Annotated in this window: 14 protein-coding genes; 8 read left to right on the top strand and 6 right to left on the bottom strand. The window is 56.4% G+C overall.

From position 1 onward, the window contains the following. Nucleotides 1–56: 56 nt before the first annotated feature. The 3 genes from glgB to BBKW_RS03860 are packed head-to-tail and all read left to right on the top strand — an operon-like array spanning nucleotide 57 to nucleotide 4,167. Nucleotides 57–2,312, top strand: a complete 2,256-nt coding sequence (glgB, locus tag BBKW_RS03870) for a 1,4-alpha-glucan branching protein GlgB (protein WP_033501725.1) — start codon at nucleotides 57–59, stop codon at nucleotides 2,310–2,312. 15 nt (nucleotides 2,313–2,327) lie between these two features. Beyond that, on the top strand, nucleotides 2,328–3,056 hold the full coding sequence (locus tag BBKW_RS03865) for a response regulator transcription factor (protein ID WP_003835236.1): 729 nt from the start codon (nucleotides 2,328–2,330) through the stop codon (nucleotides 3,054–3,056). Nucleotides 3,057–3,090: 34 nt separating this feature from the next. After that, on the top strand, nucleotides 3,091–4,167 hold the full coding sequence (locus tag BBKW_RS03860; RefSeq protein ID WP_033501724.1) for a sensor histidine kinase: 1,077 nt from the start codon (nucleotides 3,091–3,093) through the stop codon (nucleotides 4,165–4,167). A gap of 17 nt (nucleotides 4,168–4,184) precedes the next feature. Here BBKW_RS03860 and BBKW_RS03855 read toward each other — a convergent pair whose 3' ends face one another. Both BBKW_RS03855 and BBKW_RS03850 read right to left on the bottom strand, forming a co-directional pair. Further along, a complete protein-coding gene (locus tag BBKW_RS03855) occupies nucleotides 4,185–4,916 on the bottom strand; it encodes a ComF family protein (RefSeq protein WP_048349506.1) in 732 nt (243 codons plus the stop codon). A gap of 20 nt (nucleotides 4,917–4,936) precedes the next feature. Then, a complete protein-coding gene (locus tag BBKW_RS03850) occupies nucleotides 4,937–5,743 on the bottom strand; it encodes an HAD-IIB family hydrolase (protein WP_033501723.1) in 807 nt (268 codons plus the stop codon). A 77-nt stretch (nucleotides 5,744–5,820) separates the two neighbouring features. Here BBKW_RS03850 and BBKW_RS03845 point away from each other — a divergent pair, with 77 nt between their 5' ends. Then, nucleotides 5,821–6,249 (top strand): metallopeptidase family protein, encoded by a 429-nt coding sequence (locus tag BBKW_RS03845; protein WP_081962296.1) that lies wholly within the window; start codon nucleotides 5,821–5,823, stop codon nucleotides 6,247–6,249. Here BBKW_RS03845 and BBKW_RS03840 read toward each other — a convergent pair whose 3' ends face one another. The 3 genes from BBKW_RS03840 to BBKW_RS03830 are packed head-to-tail and all read right to left on the bottom strand — an operon-like array spanning nucleotide 6,250 to nucleotide 11,213. Then, nucleotides 6,250–7,782, bottom strand: a complete 1,533-nt coding sequence (locus BBKW_RS03840; protein ID WP_033501721.1) for a DUF5719 family protein — start codon at nucleotides 7,780–7,782, stop codon at nucleotides 6,250–6,252. Further along, nucleotides 7,779–10,880 (bottom strand): glycosyltransferase family 2 protein, encoded by a 3,102-nt coding sequence (locus BBKW_RS03835; protein ID WP_033501752.1) that lies wholly within the window; start codon nucleotides 10,878–10,880, stop codon nucleotides 7,779–7,781. The genes BBKW_RS03840 and BBKW_RS03835 overlap by 4 nt, the downstream gene beginning before the upstream one ends. A 33-nt stretch (nucleotides 10,881–10,913) precedes the next feature. After that, nucleotides 10,914–11,213, bottom strand: a complete 300-nt coding sequence (locus tag BBKW_RS03830) for a WhiB family transcriptional regulator (protein WP_033501720.1) — start codon at nucleotides 11,211–11,213, stop codon at nucleotides 10,914–10,916. 260 nt (nucleotides 11,214–11,473) lie between these two features. On the opposite strand from BBKW_RS03830, the gene BBKW_RS03825 reads away from it, so the two are divergent. The 4 genes from BBKW_RS03825 to BBKW_RS03805 all read left to right on the top strand — a co-directional run bounded on the left by BBKW_RS03825 (nucleotide 11,474) and on the right by BBKW_RS03805 (nucleotide 16,627). Then, nucleotides 11,474–12,880 carry an LCP family protein gene (locus BBKW_RS03825; protein WP_048349572.1) on the top strand — a complete coding sequence of 469 codons (1,407 nt, stop codon included), beginning with the start codon at nucleotides 11,474–11,476 and terminating at the stop codon, nucleotides 12,878–12,880. A 73-nt stretch (nucleotides 12,881–12,953) separates the two neighbouring features. Next, nucleotides 12,954–14,381: an LCP family protein gene (locus tag BBKW_RS03815; protein WP_193786600.1), complete on the top strand. Its 1,428-nt coding sequence runs from the start codon at nucleotides 12,954–12,956 to the stop codon at nucleotides 14,379–14,381. 84 nt (nucleotides 14,382–14,465) lie between these two features. Further along, nucleotides 14,466–16,277 carry an FtsK/SpoIIIE domain-containing protein gene (locus BBKW_RS03810; protein ID WP_051920284.1) on the top strand — a complete coding sequence of 604 codons (1,812 nt, stop codon included), beginning with the start codon at nucleotides 14,466–14,468 and terminating at the stop codon, nucleotides 16,275–16,277. 71 nt (nucleotides 16,278–16,348) lie between these two features. Then, complete coding sequence (locus tag BBKW_RS03805; protein ID WP_003835265.1) at nucleotides 16,349–16,627, top strand: WhiB family transcriptional regulator; 279 nt, start codon at nucleotides 16,349–16,351, stop codon at nucleotides 16,625–16,627. 126 nt (nucleotides 16,628–16,753) lie between these two features. On the opposite strand, the gene BBKW_RS03800 is transcribed toward BBKW_RS03805, so the two are convergent. Further along, nucleotides 16,754–18,232 (bottom strand): sensor histidine kinase, encoded by a 1,479-nt coding sequence (locus BBKW_RS03800; RefSeq protein ID WP_033501716.1) that lies wholly within the window; start codon nucleotides 18,230–18,232, stop codon nucleotides 16,754–16,756. Nucleotides 18,233–18,295: the final 63 nt, after the last annotated feature.

The raw sequence follows: 18,295 nt of genomic DNA, 5'->3' as shown, positions 1-18,295 counted from the left end.
AAAAAATAGGCGCGACACGGGCCACTTTTCTTGCATTTCGTGCTTACACTTTTGCCATGGCTACAGAATCCAAGATCAATGAAGATGTCGTTGCTGTTCCTGTTTCCCAGGGAACACTGGATGCAGTAAGCAACGGTACGTTTTACAATCCTCACGAGGTGCTCGGTGGACACCTCGGCTCCGGCAAGCATGCGGATGTCGTCACGATCCGCGTCTTGCGTCCGCTGGCAAAATCCGTGACGATCCTCACTGAACAAGGTCAAACACTCGCAATCCATGAATACAATGGCGTCTTCATGGCACTCGTTCCCGCTGTCGCCACCGATGATGGCTACGGCGTGCCGGATTACCGCATTCGCACCGAATATGAAGACGGTTCCGTTGTTGTTTCCGACGATTCCTATCGTTATCTGCCGACCATCGGCGAGATGGACATGTATCTGTTTGGCGAAGGACGCCACGAGCGCCTGTGGGATGCGCTTGGCGCGCATGTGCTCCGCTACGACGACCCGATGGGTTCCTCCGAAGGCGTAAAGGACGAGCAGGTGATCGGCACCGCGTTCACCGTGTGGGCTCCGAACGCCCACGCAGTGCGCGTGGTCGGCGACTTCAACGGCTGGAATGGCCGTGCCCACGCCATGCGTGAACTCGGATCCTCCGGCATCTGGGAACTGTTCATCCCGGGCATCAGCGCTGGCGAGATCTATAAGTATGAGATTCTCAACGCCAACAATGAGTGGACCATGAAGGCCGATCCGATGGAACGCTCCCATGAGATTCCGCCGCGTACCGGATCCATCGTGGTCGAGTCCACCCATGAGTGGAATGACGCCGATTGGCTAGCCGAGCGTGCGGCCAAAGACCCACATAACGGCCCTGTCAGCATCTACGAGGTGAATGCCTCCAGCTGGCGCAAGGACGTGAACGACTACCGCGAACTCGCCGACAAGCTGGTTCCCTACGTGCAGAAGGAAGGCTTCACGCACGTGGAGTTCATGCCGCTGGCGGAGCATCCGTTCTCTGGCTCTTGGGGCTATCAGGTAACCGGTTACTACGCGATTGATTCACGTTTGGGAGGTCCGGACGACTTCAAGTATCTCGTTGAGAAACTGCACGAAGCCGGCATCGGCGTGATTATGGATTGGGTTCCGGCCCACTTCCCGAAAGATGCGTTCGCACTGGGTCGCTTCGATGGCACGCCGCTGTACGAGGATCCGGATCCGACGCGTGGCGAGCACCCAGATTGGGGCACGTACGTGTTCAATTTCGGGCGCCGCGAGGTGCGCAACTTCCTAGTGGCCAACGCCTGCTTCTGGCTGGATGAATTCCATATCGACGCTCTCCGCGTGGACGCGGTCTCCTCCATGCTGTACTTGGATTACAGCCGCGAGGCCGGCCAGTGGCATCCGAACATCTACGGGGGCCGCGAGAATCTCGAGGCCATCGACTTCCTCAAGGAAGCCAACGCCACGGCATACAAGAACAATCCGGGGATCATGATGATCGCCGAGGAATCCACGGCATACCCGGGCATCACCGCGCCGACCGACGCAGGCGGCTTGGGATTCGGCCTCAAGTGGAACATGGGCTGGATGCACGACACCCTGCAGTACCTGCATGAGGAGCCGATCAACCGCAAATGGCACCACAACGAGATCACCTTCTCCATGGTGTACGCCTATTCGGAACACTATGTGTTGCCGATCAGCCATGATGAAGTTGTGTACGGCAAGGGTTCCGTGTTTGGCAAGATGCCGGGCAACGATTGGCAGAAGTATGCCGGTGTCCGTGCGCTGTTCGCCTACCAGTGGGCTCATCCAGGCAAGAACCTCACCTTCATGGGCAATGAAATCGCTCAGTATGGCGAGTGGGACCACGACGGCTCCATCGACTGGGATGCCCTTGAATGGCCCGATCATCAGGGCGTGCAGAAGCTTGTCGCCGACCTGAACGAGCTGTACAAGACATCGCCGGCATTGTGGAGCCAGGATTTCGATCCCGCAGGCTTCCAGTGGCTCACCAGCGATGACGCCGACCACAACACGCTCAGCTTCGTGCGTATCGGCAAGGATGGCGAGCAGATGGTCGCCATCGTGAACTTCTCCGGCGAGGCCTGGTCCGACTATCAGGTGCCGCTCACCAAGGGCGGAAAATGGACGGAAGTGCTGACCACGGACGACGAGATCTACGGCGGCTCCGGCATTCATAATGGCACGGTCGAAGCAGTCGAAGGCGAGTATCATTCACGAGATTGGTCCGCAAAGATCACCGTTCCGGCACTAGGCGCAGTATTCTTGAAGCCGGAACTCTGAGAAAGGCGGGAAGCTATGCTCAACTCATCAGCACAACCCACAGCGACTCCACGCACCGTTCTGGTGGTCGAAGACGAGCCGACACTGGCCACTGCCATTGCCCAACGCATCACAGCGGAAGGCTGGACGGCACGTGTGGCATCTGACGGTGCCAGCGCAGTTCAGGCCGCCGCGACCCTGCGTCCTGATCTGGTCATCATGGACATCATGCTGCCTGTGATGGACGGGCTTGAGGCCACGAAACGCATTGTGGCGGAGCGTCCTGTGCCAGTGCTGATCCTGACGGCACGAGACGACGAGGCCGATAAGGTCATCGGCCTCGGTGCCGGAGCCGATGATTACATGACCAAGCCGTTCTCCATGCGCGAGCTCATCGCCCGCTGCAAGGCGCTGCTGCGCCGTGTGGATCGCGCCAAGGTCATCGCCAAGAATTCCGAAAACGAGAAGCTTCTCGATTTCGGTTCCTTGGTCATCGATCCGGCGCAACGCATCGTCACCGTCAATGGCAAGCAGGTGCATCTGACTCCTACGGAATTCGATCTGCTGGCCACACTGGCCCGTAAGCCGAAGTCCGTACTCACCCGCGAGAAACTACTCGAAGAGGTGTGGGACTGGGTGGATGCCTCCGGCACCCGCACGGTCGACTCGCATGTTAAGGCGCTCCGTCACAAGCTCGGCTCGAAGACCATTCGCACCGTGCATGGCGTCGGTTACGCATTCGAACCGCCGGAACTCCAGGACTAATGATCAAGGAGCTATTGCGCTAAGATTCGGTAGTATGCGTGCTACTGATATGAAATCAGGGCGTTCGGTTAATCCATTGGAAACCGAACGCCCTATTGGTTTGTTTTCATCGCTCAAAGTCGAATTGAGCGTTCTTATCACCCTCTCCACCGCCATCGCGTTCATCATGGCGTGGTTTCTGCTCAAAGTCGGTCTGAGCGTATGGATCGCCATGCCAATCACCCTTGCCGTGGCTTTGGGCATCACCTACTTCTTCTCCAGAGGCCTCACCTCTCCCCTGCGCCAAATGCGTGACGCGGCCGAAGCGATGGCCGACGGCGACTACACCGTGCGCGTGCATGTCGATTCCAATAGTCGCGACGAAGTCGGGCAGCTTGCCCTCACCTTCAACGAGATGGCGGAAGAACTCCAGCATGCCGATCAGATGCGCCGAGATATGGTGGCCAATGTAAGCCACGAATTACGCACGCCGGTATCGGCACTGCAGGCCATGGTCGAGAACATGGCGGATGGCGTGGTCGAACCCACTCCTTCGAATCTGGAAAGCATCCTCAACCAAACGTATCGTCTATCCGACCTGATCGCGTTTCTGCTTGATCTTTCGCGCATGGAAGCCGGTGCGGCAAGTCTGCAGATCGAAATGTTCAATTTCGCGGATTTTCTCGATGAAACCGTTGAACCTTTGGAGATCGCCGACGCGGGGCATGCGCACGACATTGAAATGCATGTGCCCGACGATATCGAAATGGAAGGCGACCAAGACCGCTTGCGCCAACTGTTCACCAATATCATCGCGAACGCGCTCAAGCATTCCGCAGACAACACCAAAGTGCTTATCGAAGCGCATGAAAACAAGGATTTCGGCACCATCGTCACGAATGTCGTCAATTTCGGCTCCCAGATTCCACAGGAGGCCCGTTCCGATATCTTCCGTCGTTTCGTCAAAGGAAAAACAGGACCGGGCACTGAATCGGGCGGAACCGGCCTTGGACTGTCAATCGCACGTTGGGCCGCCCAATTGCATGGCGGTTCGGTGAGTGTTGTCGACGATCCTCGCGGCGCCGATTTCGAAATCATCTTGCCGAAATATCATATTTCGGATGACGAATAAATATTTTTCTGCGATTATTACTGTGCTTGCATTGGCTCGTCCATCTGCTTTCCCTCCGGAGTGTGCGCCAGCGCGAGCACGGTAATAACCGTGGCACCGTTCTTCCGCATCGTCTCGACGCAACTGCGCATGGTCGCACCGGTCGTGACGATATCATCCACCAAAATCACCATCGTATTCTGCAATGAAACCGAAGAACGCACCGAAACGTGCCCTTTCAAGCGCTGCGAACGCTGTGCCGCGCCCTTGGTCTGCACTGATTTTCCTTTGATGCCCTTGTTTTCCAAGGCGTCGCATACCGTCACCTTGCAACCTGTTTGCCATTGAAGAAAACTTGCCAGCCGTTTGACGATCGGTATCATGTGCCTTCGTCCTCGACGCCGCATCGAAGCGTGCGACGACGGTGCCGGAACCACGAAAACGGCACGGTAAGAGTTTTGTCTGTCGTGAATGAAATCAATGACGCCAGATGTTTCAGCAAGTCTGCATATGACTTCAGAAAACGGCCTGTCGCATTCCTCATCCCCATGGTCCTTCCATGCGAGAACCGCTTGTCTGACGGTGCCACGGTACCATCCGCATGCGAACCAGCTTCCCATCGCAACGCCATCGAAGGTCTGAGCGGAAGAACGGGAGAACAACGCCATGCAGTCTTCGCACAGCACGTCATCCGGCCTATCACAGCCGGCGCAGCCTCTGGGAAACAGCAAATCGGCAACCTGCGAACATGCCCTCATCATTGAGTTCATACGCGGACTTCCACCCGGTTCTACCGTGACAGACTGGCGATGATTCCACCGCACAGTCTCACGGTATCGTTTGGGCAAGTGACCTTCACCGCCCTGGTACCGGCCCGCGCCGCAGGGTAATCATTGCCATCGGGATCCATACGGTCCCCTACGAATACGATCTGGTCCACCTCGATGCCAAGAATATCGGCCAATTCCCGGACCGCAAATGACTTGTCTACGTTTTTTTCGGAAATATCAACGCTGCTGGCTCCACCTGGACGCACCTCAAGATGCGGCAAATCGGCGGCGACGGCCCGCGCCAAACGATTTTTCTTCTCGTTGGTCGGATCCCATGCCTCCTTGGCCTCAATGGGTGCAAGCTGTCCCAATGCGGAGAACGTGATCTGGCTGCCGCGGTTTTCGATGCGCTCGCCCCAAACATGGGTGAGCCATATGTTCTGCTCGCGCGCATTGCGTTCCAACGATTCGTAGGCTTTCGCACGATCCTCTTCACTGAGGTCGTGGGCGAAGACCTGCATCCAATTCGCACCATCCCAACGATAGTATCGCGTGCCACTGGTCGGCATAAGATGCAGATTCGCCCGGTTTGCCTGCCCGGTCAGCCGTTCCACCACCTGGCTTTTCAGCAACGCGTACTTGCCTCCGGTGATCACCGCGACGTCGATCAGTGATGTCAATGCGGAAAAGCATTCGGCCATATCGTCCTTCATCGGTTTTTTTGACCTTGCCAGTGTGTTGTCAAGATCGAAGGCGATAAGTCGTGCCCCAGCGCACAAATCATCGATATTCACGTCATTCCAACAGGGCACGGAAATATCCGCCATGATCGTTCCTCCTATGTCGGTGCAATGAACAATATGGTATCGCATGATTCGTGCAAAGCCCTGATATGGTAGAGGCCATGTATCAATTGCCTTGGGAATCAACCGTGTATAGAAATCGCCATGGTCGTGGAACGAGAACACCGATGTTCGGTACGAGACTTCCACGGTATCGCACACGAAGCGGCATGTTCGACGATATGCTGGTGGCGCAGATCCGCAGGCTCAACGATGCGTGGCCGGAACTAGTGGCGCCGGTGCAGTTTGCCGTCGAGGATGTGCCGCCATCCGACCCGGCACCTTGGGAGGCCACCCCGCGTTTGGGGTCGCAGTCGTTTTCTGCCGAGCATGGCATACCGCCGCGCATAGTGCTGTATCGTATGCCTTTGCAGTCGCACGCGCGCAGCCGCATGGATCTCCAGTTCGCGATTCGAGACGAAGTGGTGTTGCGTCTTGCGGAACTGTATGGGCGCCGTCCTGAGGAGATCGACCCGGATTGGGGTATGTGATCAGCGCACGATGGTCATGTTCTGATTGGACCACACCTGTTCGCGGGCTTCCTTCAGATCAGTTGCGCTAATAATGGACACTCCGGCCAGCTTTGCATCCGAAACGTCCTTCTGGCTTACGCGGATGTTCCACACCATGGATTGATCCGGATCGGCGAGACTGACCGCGGCCACGTCTCCATCATTGATATCCGCCAATTCGACCGTAGTTGAAGCGCCAGCTCGGATGGTAAGGTCATTTTGATCCACGATATCGCCGTCTCCGTTATATGACGTCAATGTAGCCGTGCGATCGTCGTCCGATGTGTTGGTGACGCTCACTTGCGCTGTGGCATGGTCGGGAACGGCCATGGCGGAGACGTTCATTGGCACCGAGGCATTGACCAAAGCGAAATCAGCCTGATCGCCGTCTCCATCATTGGTGACTTTCGCAGCAGCCGTTACCGGCTCAGTGGCGTTGATGGTGAGGCCGGTCGCCGACTTGGGAACGGAACCCAAGTCGATGACCGAAACACGATTCGCCTCAAGCGTCTGTTGATTGGTGTTCTTCGTTCCTGTTCCGTCCGTCCAAGATACCGTGACGTCGGACTGCTGGGACGGATACACATACAGATTGACGTCGTCGCCTTCCGACAGTCCGTTAATCGCCAGCGTTTTCGCAGAAACATTGTTGGGAACCGCGTAATCCGACCCTTTCGAAGTCAGACCGTCCATTGCTATCGTGCGGACTACGGCAGCGACCGGAGTATCCGCACTGGACACGGTGACATACAGGGCATCCTGTTCGGAAGCCGCCGCGGCAAGGTTCAATATGGATTCCTTGCCCGCTCCCACCGTCAACGTCGAACCTGTAGACAACGCCAGAGCGCCGGCCTTGTCGGATCCCCAGACCTTGATGTTCACCGATGTGGCTTTGGCTGAAGGATTGGCCACAACCAGTTGTTGGGTTATGCCTGTTTTGGTGCCCGACACTATCAACGACTGCTTCAAAGCCGGCGTGACGCAGGAAGCCGCGGAAACGCCTTTCAAATCTCCATCAGTGGCCCAAGACATCATCGAGGAAGCCGCTCCCGTTCCATCGGAAGCCGACAACAAACGGGTGTTCTGCAACTGGGAACCGTCGTCGACCGTACCAGACGCAATAAAAACATCATCGTCCGATCCCTCATCATCCTTGTTCAGCACCAACGCCGAAGTGGTCTCATCAGCGCCAAGAAGTCCTACGGAGGAACGGAACACCGTGCCGAATGCCGTGTAACGCACCGACGATGCGATATTGCCGTTGGACGCCTGATATTCACTGTCACCATACGCATCGGTATCGGCAATCGTCATTCGCGCAGGGCAATACGTTTCCAGTTGGCGGGGGCTGACCGTACGAGACACGGACGAGCGTTGCGTCATCGGCGAATCGGCATGAATCCATGTCGGACGATATACCGCAGCCACAACCACCAATGCGACGATAACCAGCACCGACACAACCGCCAGCACCATACGCCAAACCGTTTTGGAACGGGAATGCTTACTCATGCTTCCTCCTGACCCTGACGCCTCATGCGCGGAAATGCAACCAAGCAGTACGCGGCAATAACAACACCCATGCACCACAGCCATGCTTGGCGCCAAACGCTCGACTCCGCCTGGCGATACCCCTTGCGGTCGATATGTTGCTTGGCTGTGTCTTGAATGGTAAGGCGATAGTACGTCCCCGCATCAGTGCTCACAACGTTCTGCGTACCATCGGAAGCGCTGATATTAGAGCTCAACTGGTCGGATATCTGCCTTTGCGCCTTGTCATCACCGGAACGCACCACATAGATGCCGCCGAATCCCAATTCGCTCAGATCGGTGACGGCATCGGAATCAGCATTCGACAATAGTTGAGCACAATCCTTCGCAATCGCCTTGCTCGCATCATCGGAACGTCCGAAAGCCACTTCGACGCGCTGCGCCGGAGAACTGTCAATCAAATCACCTCGACGGGTGCGCATCACACTGTAGCTGATGGAACCTGTGCTATCCGCACGTACGGCAAGCACACGCCTCGCCTCATCCTGCGCAAGAAAGTCGGAAGCGACGATCGGCAGTCCCGAATCGCTGGCAGCGACCGTGTCATGATCTCGCGTGATGAAATCGAAACCGGCACTCGCCACAACGGATGCGGCGATCAAGACGACCAGCACGATTCGCACGGCATGACCGGCAATAATGCCCTCAGAGGATCCATGATCCTCAATCCCAATATCACCGGTGGGCCGCTGCCACAGCATGACGAATCGTTGCACCGCACTACCGGCGACCATGCACACGCAAGACAGCAATCCCATCATCGTGAACGAAACACCTGGAAGCACGGAACCGGCCACGGCTCCGTCGGAGTCGACCGCAACCACAACCGCAGCGGAAAGCAGCGAAGTGGCTAAGCCCGCAACCGACACAACCCACATCATACGCGACACACGAAGCACAAACGGCAGGAACAGCGACACCGCAGCGAGAAGCACAATCAAAGCCAATATCGCCACAGCCGCATACTGCCATGCCTCACCTGATAGGGTAACGCCAAACGCACGGGAGACGATATCCGAAAGATTGACGATCATCGGACGCCCATCATGCGCCGACGACGGCAACATCACGCTACCGAAAATCTGACGCCAGGTACCAGCTCCCGCGTAACGCACCGCATTGACCAACGTCGGCGCGCATACGAACGCAGCCGGCAGCGGGATCAACAGCAAGGTCGTTCGATGAGAGCGCACAAGCATCAGGAACACAAGGAACGACAACATCAACGGCAGCAACAATTGCGGTTCGGAGGCCACAACGGGAATGAAGCATAACGCAGCAAGAGCGGCGGCCTGCACGGAAGCCTGAGGCTTGAGCAAATCCTCCGTTCGATACATGCCCACAGCTCGGAAAGAGAACGCGAAAGCCGCGGGGAGGAACACCATAACCGTTATCATCGCCACATCGGCATCGTTATATACGCTCATTGACAACGCTATGGCGAACCATGCCAATGCAGTCACGCAACGTACCGTATCAGAGCGGGTGAAGATTCCAGCCAAAGCCCAAAACGACAGCACCATCAACGGTGCGGACAGGAAAAACACCACAGCGACGGCGGTCGCCACATGCCCCGCTGTGAACACGGAAACCACCATGAGCACCAACAGCCATGGCGCACTCGGCGCGCTGACACCAGTTCCCGCGATATATGCCCACGATGTAGTGGCGGCACGGACCAGCTGGGCAAAGTCTGCGTCGGTAGGCAGCAATGTATGCGAATACATCGACGCGCCGGAGAGCACGCTACGGAACACATTCCAATACAGGAAGACGATCCAAGCGAACGCGATCAGCGCAGAAGTGAGGGCGAATCCCCATCTGCGCATCAGCCTTTTGCGCAGATGCGCCTTGGCGAGGGGGCTAAGAATCACCGTGCCACGCTGGTCGAGAAAGGCTCGCTTGCGATCGTTCCATTGTTTGATTTGTTGACGGCTCGCCTGCAATGCCGACAATGATTTCAGGGAAACCCTGCTTTGCTCGCGCAGCCTGGCACGAGCACGCCATGCGCCCGGCAGACAAAGCAGCGAACGCCACGGCAAAGCCAGCTCACAACAGGCATGGTACGGCTGCTTACGGGTGAGGCAGAGCACGGCCAAGCCCAGCGCCTTGATAATCGACCAGATCCACAGCAAAAGCCACCAGGAACGGTGCACATCCGTGTACGCATATTTCGTATTCGCTTCACGCTTCGCGAGATATGGATCGATGCGACCATCCTCGTCTTCGACCTGCTGGCCGCTTTTGGAGCGCACGCCTTCGAACCGTGCTCTCCTATGGGCAATCCGAGCCTGCGGCACCACCACCACACGACCTCCACCCAAGCAGATGCGCCGGCATAGATCCGTGGACTCGGCGAATGTGCCAAACCAGGAATCAGCGCCCTTCCACGTTCTCAAGCTGGCCAATGGAACCAACGCGCCGGAAAGCGAGACTGCCAGCACATCCTGCCGGCCATCATACTGTTCCTGATCGGGTTCCCCATCCACCACCAAAGATACGAGATTGTGATGCCCCGCATACAAGCCGACGTTATGCAGGCTCTTCGCCCGCCAATCCAGCTGTTTCGCGCCGAGCAAAGACGCCGTCGGCGTATTTCTCCAAGCATCAAGCAATGCTTCGAGGCATGACTCGTCAGCCGGCCTCGAGTCGTCGTGCAAAGTCCACAGTGCGCTGATCTGGGCGTCAAGGTCGATCTGCCGCATCGCACGAGACACGGCGTTCGTGAATGACGTCGCCCCTTTCACCCCTACCAGAACGACACGTATGGTCTTGCTTTCAGGAACTTCCGTAAGCACGCCAGCCGGCGACGGAATGACGTCAAACGTCATCTGCATGGGCTGTTCGACCTGATTGGTGCAATCCGCAACGATGATGGTGCCCGGAAGCACACGCTGTGCGAGCACCGCCGCAAAGGTGGAGGGGAAAAAGCGTAAATCGCTCTGCGCGGTAATCACCGCAGCCACGGACGGATTGGCATCCTGCCGGTGAGAGTACGGCCTGCTGTTGAGCAGATCGGTCACGATTCCCTGAATATCGCTGCTGGCATTAGAATTCATAATTTCCAGTGTACGCACGGGGCACGCCGTACGTCATGCCCGTTCCTTGTGTTCCTTCTTGTAACGACGACGCTCGCGTTCGCTCAAACCACCCCAAATACCGAATCGCTCATCGTGTTCAATGGCCCATTTCAAGCACTGTTCGCGAACCTCGCATTGGGCGCACACGCGTTTGGCGTCCCTAGTGGAACCGCCCTTTTCGGGGAAGAACGCCTCCGGGTCGGTTTGGGAGCATAAGGCCCTATGTTGCCAGGAAACATCGTCATCACGCTTGAACAGACCCCACAACTCCGCAAGCGGATTGTCGGAGGACTCATCGATCACACCCCACATGCGTCCTCCCCTATCCATACGTATGCGCACTTAGTCATGTTGAATTACACACATGCAATTTCTTTTTGTCAAGTTTTCCGCCGTGTCAATAACCTTGATTCAAGAAAAATGTGGTACGAGGAACGACCAAGATGACGGGGTCTGAAGCAAAATCAGCGAAAATCGGGGAACATCTCTATAATCCCATAACAGCGTAGTGGTATGTTCTAGAACGCGTTGAGATATGGCGTGATCTTTTGTATAAACAGGAAGGCGATACCGTGACCACATCACCAGCCGGCGATAAGCTTCCTAACGTCAATGGACTGCGAGACGCACAGCCGCGTCACAGCCTTGGCTATCGAGTGCAACATCGCGCGAGAACGATAGTCGCTTCGGTCATCGCGGCGATGCTGGTGTTCTCGGGAACCGCGGCAGCCGCGACATGGCTGGATGTGAATGGCATCATCAAAAACCATTCAGTAGAGATTATCGGCCAAGGTTCACTTGACGCCAACACGTCGATCATTGACCCGAATTCCGGCAAGCCCATCGAATTCGTACTCATCGGGCAGGATTCCCGCGACGGCGAGGAAAACCAGTCAGTCGGAGGCAATTTCGACGATGTGGTGGGCAACCATCAAGCTGACACCACGATGGTGGCGCAGATTTCCGCGGACCGCACCAAAATCAACCTGGTTTCCATTCCACGCGATTCCTTGGTGGATGTGCCTCAGTGCGAGACAACCAATGGTACGATTCCCGCGCAATACAACGTGATGTTCAATTCGATTTTCGCGAACGCATATCAGACCGGCGGTGATCTCGCTTCAGCCGCAAGCTGCACGTTGAATGCAGTGAACAGCCTCACCGGATTGAACATTCAGAACTTCATCGTCGTGGATTTCGCAGGTTTGGTCAAGATGATCAACGCCGTGGGAGGCGTCGATCTGTGCATCCCGCAGGATGTTGACGATCCTTACACCAGCCTGCAGCTCACCAAGGGACTGCACCATCTGGACGGATATCAGGCGACGCAGTACGCGCGAACCCGCCATGGTTTGGGAGATGGTTCCGACACGTCGCGCACGACCAGGCAGCAGTACCTCATCAAACAGTTGATGAACGAGGCGCTCAGCAAGAATCTTTTCACCGATACCGCACAGCTATATCAGCTGGCGAAAGCGGCGTTGCAATCACTGTACATTTCGCAAGGCATGGCCGACACCGCCGCACTTGCAGGTCTCGCCATGAGCCTTAAGGATTTCAATCTGTCCAACCTGTATTCGCAGACCGTTCCAGTGGTGTCCGCGCCGTCGGATCCGAACCGTTCAGTCTGGGCCGATGAGGCGGAGACGCTTTGGGAGAAGATGCGCATGGGCAAGCCGATTTATGGTTCTGATGAGTCCGATACGAACGCTGATGCCGACAGCGCGGGCAATCCCGGCGATTCCACCGATAATTCGACTGAAGGCACCGGCAACACGGGTTCCCAGGAAGCCGCACCAACACCCGATCCGGTCACTGGTCTGATCACGCAGGCCGATGGCACGCTGATCGATCCGAACACCGGCGGCACGGTCGACCCTGAAGATGGTTCCATCCATGACGCTCTTACCGGGCAGTACATCGGACTTGCCGACCGTTACCTCAACGCAACGGTTTGTGCCGTTCCCGCAAAGAACTAGACCGCTTTCACCGAATCCGTTCCTACACGGTGTAAATGGTGTAGGAACGGATTTCTTTTTGGAGGATATTTGTATGAGTGAAGAGAACGGCGGCAAGGATCCCATGTCCGTACCGCCGAGCTTCATCCCGTCCGCAGGACGGAAGAAGACGGAACCACAACCTCATAAATCCCCGGTTCCTCCGAAATCCGGCTCCCCATCGATTCCGAGTTTTTCTCCTGCCTCGCAACCGGCCCGTTCTAGCGTTTCGCATTCAGCCAGACGATCTACGCAATCGTCTTCCACAGCTTCGTCGGGCACACCGCAAAGCTTCCGTCCTGTCGCACGTTCCGCCAGCGGAACACGCAAACCGGCCACGTCCTCTCCCGCATCATTCGCACCTGCTTCAGCATCGCATAATCCGAAACGTGCGGCACAACAGGTACGAGGCTCCTCCTCCATACCAGCAAGCACGCCACGAATGACTAACCAAGGCACCCCAAACCAAAACATGGCCAGCTCCGGCACATCGGCATTGCGATCCGTCGCAAAAGCCGCTCGACCGCATGGAAAGCGACATATGGGAAGAACCATTCTGATCATCTTCCTTGTCATAATCCTCGCTTTGGGATTGTCGATATTCTCCTCATGGAATTGGGTGGACGGGCAGCTCAACAAACAGTCCTGGCTGACCGACAAAGCCGATACTGCCGGCGAAAGCTGGCTGATTCTCGGTTCCGACGAGCGCGAAGGCACCATTGGCGATGCGGGAGACGTGACCGGTTTCAGAACGGACACTATTCTCGTGCTCACCAAGCCGAAATCCGGCCCGTCCTCACTGATTTCCATTCCGCGTGATTCCTTGGTGGAAATCAACCAAAGCTATATGAAAATCAATGCAGTCGCGCAACTATATAGCGGGAAACAGCTAGTCAACGAGGTTGAAGACATCACAGGGCAGAAAATCAACCATGTTACCATGGTGCAGTTCGGCGGCCTTGTCAAAGTGGTCGACGCCCTTGGCGGCGTCGAATTGTGCTACGACCAAGACGTGAATGACCCGTACTCCCAACTGAACTGGACTGCCGGTTGTCATACTGCCGACGGCACCACCGCGCTTGCGTTCTCTCGTATGCGTTATGCCGACGCGCAAGGTGATTTCGGGCGTGCGGCCCGTCAGCGCCAAGTCATCAATGCCATAGTGAAAAAAGGCGCATCCAAGAATACGCTTCTGAACTTCGGCAAGATCAAGAAAGTCGCGGAAGCGGCGTTAAGCTCCGTGACCGTGGATGAGAAGGCTTCGACCTCATCGCTGATGCGCATGGCCTTGGCCTTCAAAAGCGCTTCTGGAGACCAAGGCATTTCGGGAAGCGTCTACTGGACCGACCCCGGCTATTACGTTGATGGCGTTGGCTCCAGCGTGCTGTTGGATGAGGAGAAGAATCTCGAATTGTTCTCCGAGCTGGCCAAAGGCACCCACAAGGCAGGCACTGTAGGCACGCTTGCCGAACAGCAAGGCTGACATTCCGGTCGGGAGATGTGGATAACTCATCCTCCGACCACAACCATGGTTTCAGCTTGCACCCGCTCATCCGCATTGCCCACTATGGCGTGTATGAAGGGCAAGAACAAACGCAAGCATACCAATGGGTTCAATGAAGACCGGCTGATGCTCATCAGCTGGGCCGCACCCGTGCTGGCGCAGCTCGTCATGCTTGTCGTGATGATCGCGCAACGACAATGGCTGTACGTGGCTATGCTCGCCCCGGGGCTTATCGGCAGCGCGATGTCGTTGGTATCCATGACATTGCGGTCCCGTCAGAAACAGCAGTATGACGAACCTGCGGACGCCACACCGGCGAAGGTTGCGGAAACGCTAGAGCGGACCATTGACCGACCATCATTCGCCGCGATGCCCCGTGTATGTTTCGAACACCTCTACGGTTTGAACGACGACATGCTGCCGTGGCGTACCATCGCACGAACGTGGCTCTCCCCCACATCCTCCTGCCTCTTAGGAATCACGCAACATGGCTTGTTCCGTACGGATTTGCAACGATCAGGCCCGCACGCGATGGTTGCAGGCACCACGGGATCGGGAAAATCGGAACTGCTCATCAGCTGGTGTCTATCGCTCGCCATGCAGTATAGCCCGGACGATCTGCATTTCGTGTTTCTGGATTTCAAGGGCGGATCGACATTCAACGCCTTGGAACAGCTTCCACACACGGTCGGCAACGTTTGCGATCTTGACCTGTCCCATGCGGTCCGTGCACTGAACGCCATCGAACAGGAGCTGATTCGGCGTGAGGCTTTGGTAAGCTCCGAACGTGTCTCCCGTTTCGATCAGCTGGCCAATTCTCCGGCAAGACTGGTCGTGGTCATCGACGAGTTCCACGCGCTTCGCGACCGTCTGCCCGACTATATGCAACGGTTGAACCGTCTCGCATCGCTCGGCCGTTCCCTCGGCATGCATTTGATTGTCTGTACGCAAAATCCCATGGGCCAAGTCCATGCCGATATGAAGGCCAACATGTCGCTAAGCATATGTTTAAGGGTTACGGACCAGATGCAGTCGAACGAATTGATCGGCATACGTGACGCGGCGTTGATTCCTCCCAATATGCCTGGCGCCGCCTATTGCAATGACGGACAGCGCACCACGCCTTTCCTGTGCAGCGCGGTTCGTGATGTCGACCGGCTTATCCGCAACATCAACACAGCCGCAAGATTCCATGCTTGCAAACGCCCCGATCTCTTGTTTTCCGATCCTCTCGCCCGGCATGCGACGCAATCCGATCTGTCGACCACAACGAACCGGCCATGGAACGAAATTCCTTTCGCTCTTGCCGACGATGGCGTGCTTGTACATACCGCCGTTCTTAACGTGAGCCAACAGAACATCGCCATTATCGGCGCTTATGGCAGCGGTAAAACCAATTTGCTGCTGCATTGCGCACGTTGGCTGTACGACACAGGTCGTGCCAATATTCGTTTCACACGCAAAAGCGAGCATGGCATGGTGACGGATGACGGAAGGCCATCACCTTTGCATGAACGCACCATTTGGATTGTGGATGATGCGGACGAACCGCTCAATCCTTTTTCCACTTCGCCTGAAGCGAACGAGCTGCGGGAGGCATTGGCAAATCCCAATATCACCGTGATTGCAGCTACGGAAAAACCCACTTCCGCACTGTTGGACCGATGCCCCACCCGTGTGGCATTTCCCTGCGGAGAACGTTCCAATGATCTGATGTTAGGCATTCCCGGCGCAATTCTGGACGGATTCTCAGCGGACGACTATACCCTTCACGGTCGTGGCGTGCTCATTCAGCAAGCCAAAGCCTGCCCTATTCAATGTGTGGAATTTCAAGGTTTTGACGATTCGTGGGATTCTTTTCGTGAAGACTCTTGAAAAGTCGCACGATTCGTGGTTATCTGAGTAACGGACTTACATGCCGTACATGGCAAGAGGAAGGCGATTATATGAGCAGTGCTTTTGACTGGCGCGCCAAGGCCGCATGCCGCGACAAGGATCCGGAGCTGTTTTTCCCAGTCGGCAACACAGGTGCCGCCTACCAGCAGATCGAAGAGGCCAAGGCCGTCTGCCGCACCTGCAAGGTGATCGATGCGTGTCTGAAATGCGCTCTCGACACCAATCAGGATTACGGTGTTTGGGGCGGTCTGAGCGAGGACGAGCGCCGCGCGCTTAAGCGTCGTGCCATGCGCGCCCGTCGTTCCCAGGCCATGCAGATGCAGATCTAAAGGTTTTTCGAAGATCCGTCATTCGCATACGCTCTGCGAATAGCAGCTTACAAAAAAGTCCGGTTGACTGCTAACAGTCTCCCGGACTTTCTTATGCCTTCCGAATCGCTTTCGCGTTCATCAGCCTTACGCCGCACGCAGCTTCATGTCAAGTACCACTCGGGTGCCGCCGCCGCGGCGAGGTTCCCAACGGACCGTACCTCCGAAATCGTTGTTGACGAACGTGCTGATGATCTGCGTGCCCAGGCCTGACCCGGAGGAACGCGCCATGCCGTCATGCTCCTCATTGGCCAAGCCGGTGCCATCGTCTTCGACTACGACATTGAGGTTGTTACCACCACGGCCCACGGAAATCGTGATGTGCCCGTCTTTCCGGCCTTCAAAACCATGTTCCACGGAATTGGTGATCAGCTCGGTCAGCACCAGAGACAGCGGCGTGGCATCCTGCGCCGGCATCATACCGAATCGGCCGATGAAATCGATGTCGATGTGCTGGTCGCGCATGGTGGCCAGGTCCACAGCCATCTTCAACAGACTGGAAATGACTTTGTCGTAGTCCACGATCTCATCGGCGGTCTGACTCAAGCCTTCATGAACCATGGCGATGGTCTGCACACGGCGCTGTGCCTCTTTCAGCTCTTTCTTGACTTCTTCGGACTTGGTTTTACGTGCCTGCAGCCGTAGCAATGCAGAAACCGCCTGCAGATTGTTCTTGACGCGATGGTGGATTTCGGAAATCGTCGCATCCTTGGTCTGCAGTTCCTTTTCACGACGACGAAGCTCGGTCACATCTCGGCATAGCACGACAGCTCCGACACGGCCATTGGCATCCACCAATGGCAGCGAACGCATGGACACTGCGGACTTGTTGGCGTCAAGTTCAGAATCGACGGCAGCCTTGCCACTGAGTACCAGAGGCAGGGTTTCCAGCACGGGATCGTTCTCGCGCAGCAGTTTGGTGCCGATTTCGCTCAGGTACTCCCCCTGCATGGTGCTGACCGATCCCAAACGTCGGAAGCAGCTGATGGCGTTTGGCGAAGCGTATCGCACGATGCCGTCGACGGTGAGCACGATGAAACCGTCCGCCACACGCGCATTATGACGCTGGTTCATGATCGGATTGCGGTACGGGAACTGGCCGCGCGGAATCATCTCATACAGCTGTTTGCCCGCGCTGATGCTTTCGGATTCGTAACGTCCATTCGACTCTCGGGTAGCCATGTTCGTCTCACGTACCACCAGTCCCAGCGTCTTGCCGTTGTGGCGCACCGGCGCATACACGTTGCATACCGTGGACCCACCCACCGTGCGGAGCACCGTGGAACGAAACACCGACTCGGAAACCATCGCGGCATCCAATTCAGCGCTCATCTCCTCCTCAACAACATCGCCAACGACGTCATCGGTTCTCAGGCTCATCACCGTGGATGGACGACACTGCTCGGCGATAATGTACTTGCCCTCGCCATTTTGCAAAATGAGCAGCAGGTCGGCAAAACTCAGGTCGGCAATCACCTGCCAGTCAGCGACCAGATGATGCAACCATTCACGATCTTCGTCGTCGAAATCAGGGCGGGTCGTCAAGATATGTGAGAAATCAGCCATGCGTTCCATCATACGCATCACGCCAGAGGTTTTGTACGGCACGTACGCATATTAGACGCATAT

This window comes from Bifidobacterium catenulatum subsp. kashiwanohense JCM 15439 = DSM 21854 (assembly GCF_001042615.1).
Lineage (GTDB): Bacteria > Actinomycetota > Actinomycetes > Actinomycetales > Bifidobacteriaceae > Bifidobacterium > Bifidobacterium catenulatum.
This window is presented reverse-complemented; position numbering and strand designations above follow the sequence as displayed.

Bases quoted from the DNA above. Each gene is read 5' to 3' on its own strand.
- glgB (WP_033501725.1), top strand. From the start codon at position 57: ATGGCTACAGAATCCAAGATCAATGAAGATGTCGTTGCTGTTCCTGTT.
- BBKW_RS03865 (WP_003835236.1), top strand. From the start codon at position 2,328: ATGCTCAACTCATCAGCACAACCCACAGCGACTCCACGCACCGTTCTG.
- BBKW_RS03860 (WP_033501724.1), top strand. From the start codon at position 3,091: ATGCGTGCTACTGATATGAAATCAGGGCGTTCGGTTAATCCATTGGAA.
- BBKW_RS03855 (WP_048349506.1), bottom strand. From the start codon at position 4,916: ATGAACTCAATGATGAGGGCATGTTCGCAGGTTGCCGATTTGCTGTTT.
- BBKW_RS03850 (WP_033501723.1), bottom strand. From the start codon at position 5,743: ATGGCGGATATTTCCGTGCCCTGTTGGAATGACGTGAATATCGATGAT.
- BBKW_RS03845 (WP_081962296.1), top strand. From the start codon at position 5,821: ATGTATCAATTGCCTTGGGAATCAACCGTGTATAGAAATCGCCATGGT.
- BBKW_RS03840 (WP_033501721.1), bottom strand. From the start codon at position 7,782: ATGAGTAAGCATTCCCGTTCCAAAACGGTTTGGCGTATGGTGCTGGCG.
- BBKW_RS03835 (WP_033501752.1), bottom strand. From the start codon at position 10,880: ATGAATTCTAATGCCAGCAGCGATATTCAGGGAATCGTGACCGATCTG.
- BBKW_RS03830 (WP_033501720.1), bottom strand. From the start codon at position 11,213: ATGTGGGGTGTGATCGATGAGTCCTCCGACAATCCGCTTGCGGAGTTG.
- BBKW_RS03815 (WP_193786600.1), top strand. From the start codon at position 12,954: ATGAGTGAAGAGAACGGCGGCAAGGATCCCATGTCCGTACCGCCGAGC.
- BBKW_RS03810 (WP_051920284.1), top strand. From the start codon at position 14,466: ATGGCGTGTATGAAGGGCAAGAACAAACGCAAGCATACCAATGGGTTC.
- BBKW_RS03805 (WP_003835265.1), top strand. From the start codon at position 16,349: ATGAGCAGTGCTTTTGACTGGCGCGCCAAGGCCGCATGCCGCGACAAG.
- BBKW_RS03800 (WP_033501716.1), bottom strand. From the start codon at position 18,232: ATGGCTGATTTCTCACATATCTTGACGACCCGCCCTGATTTCGACGAC.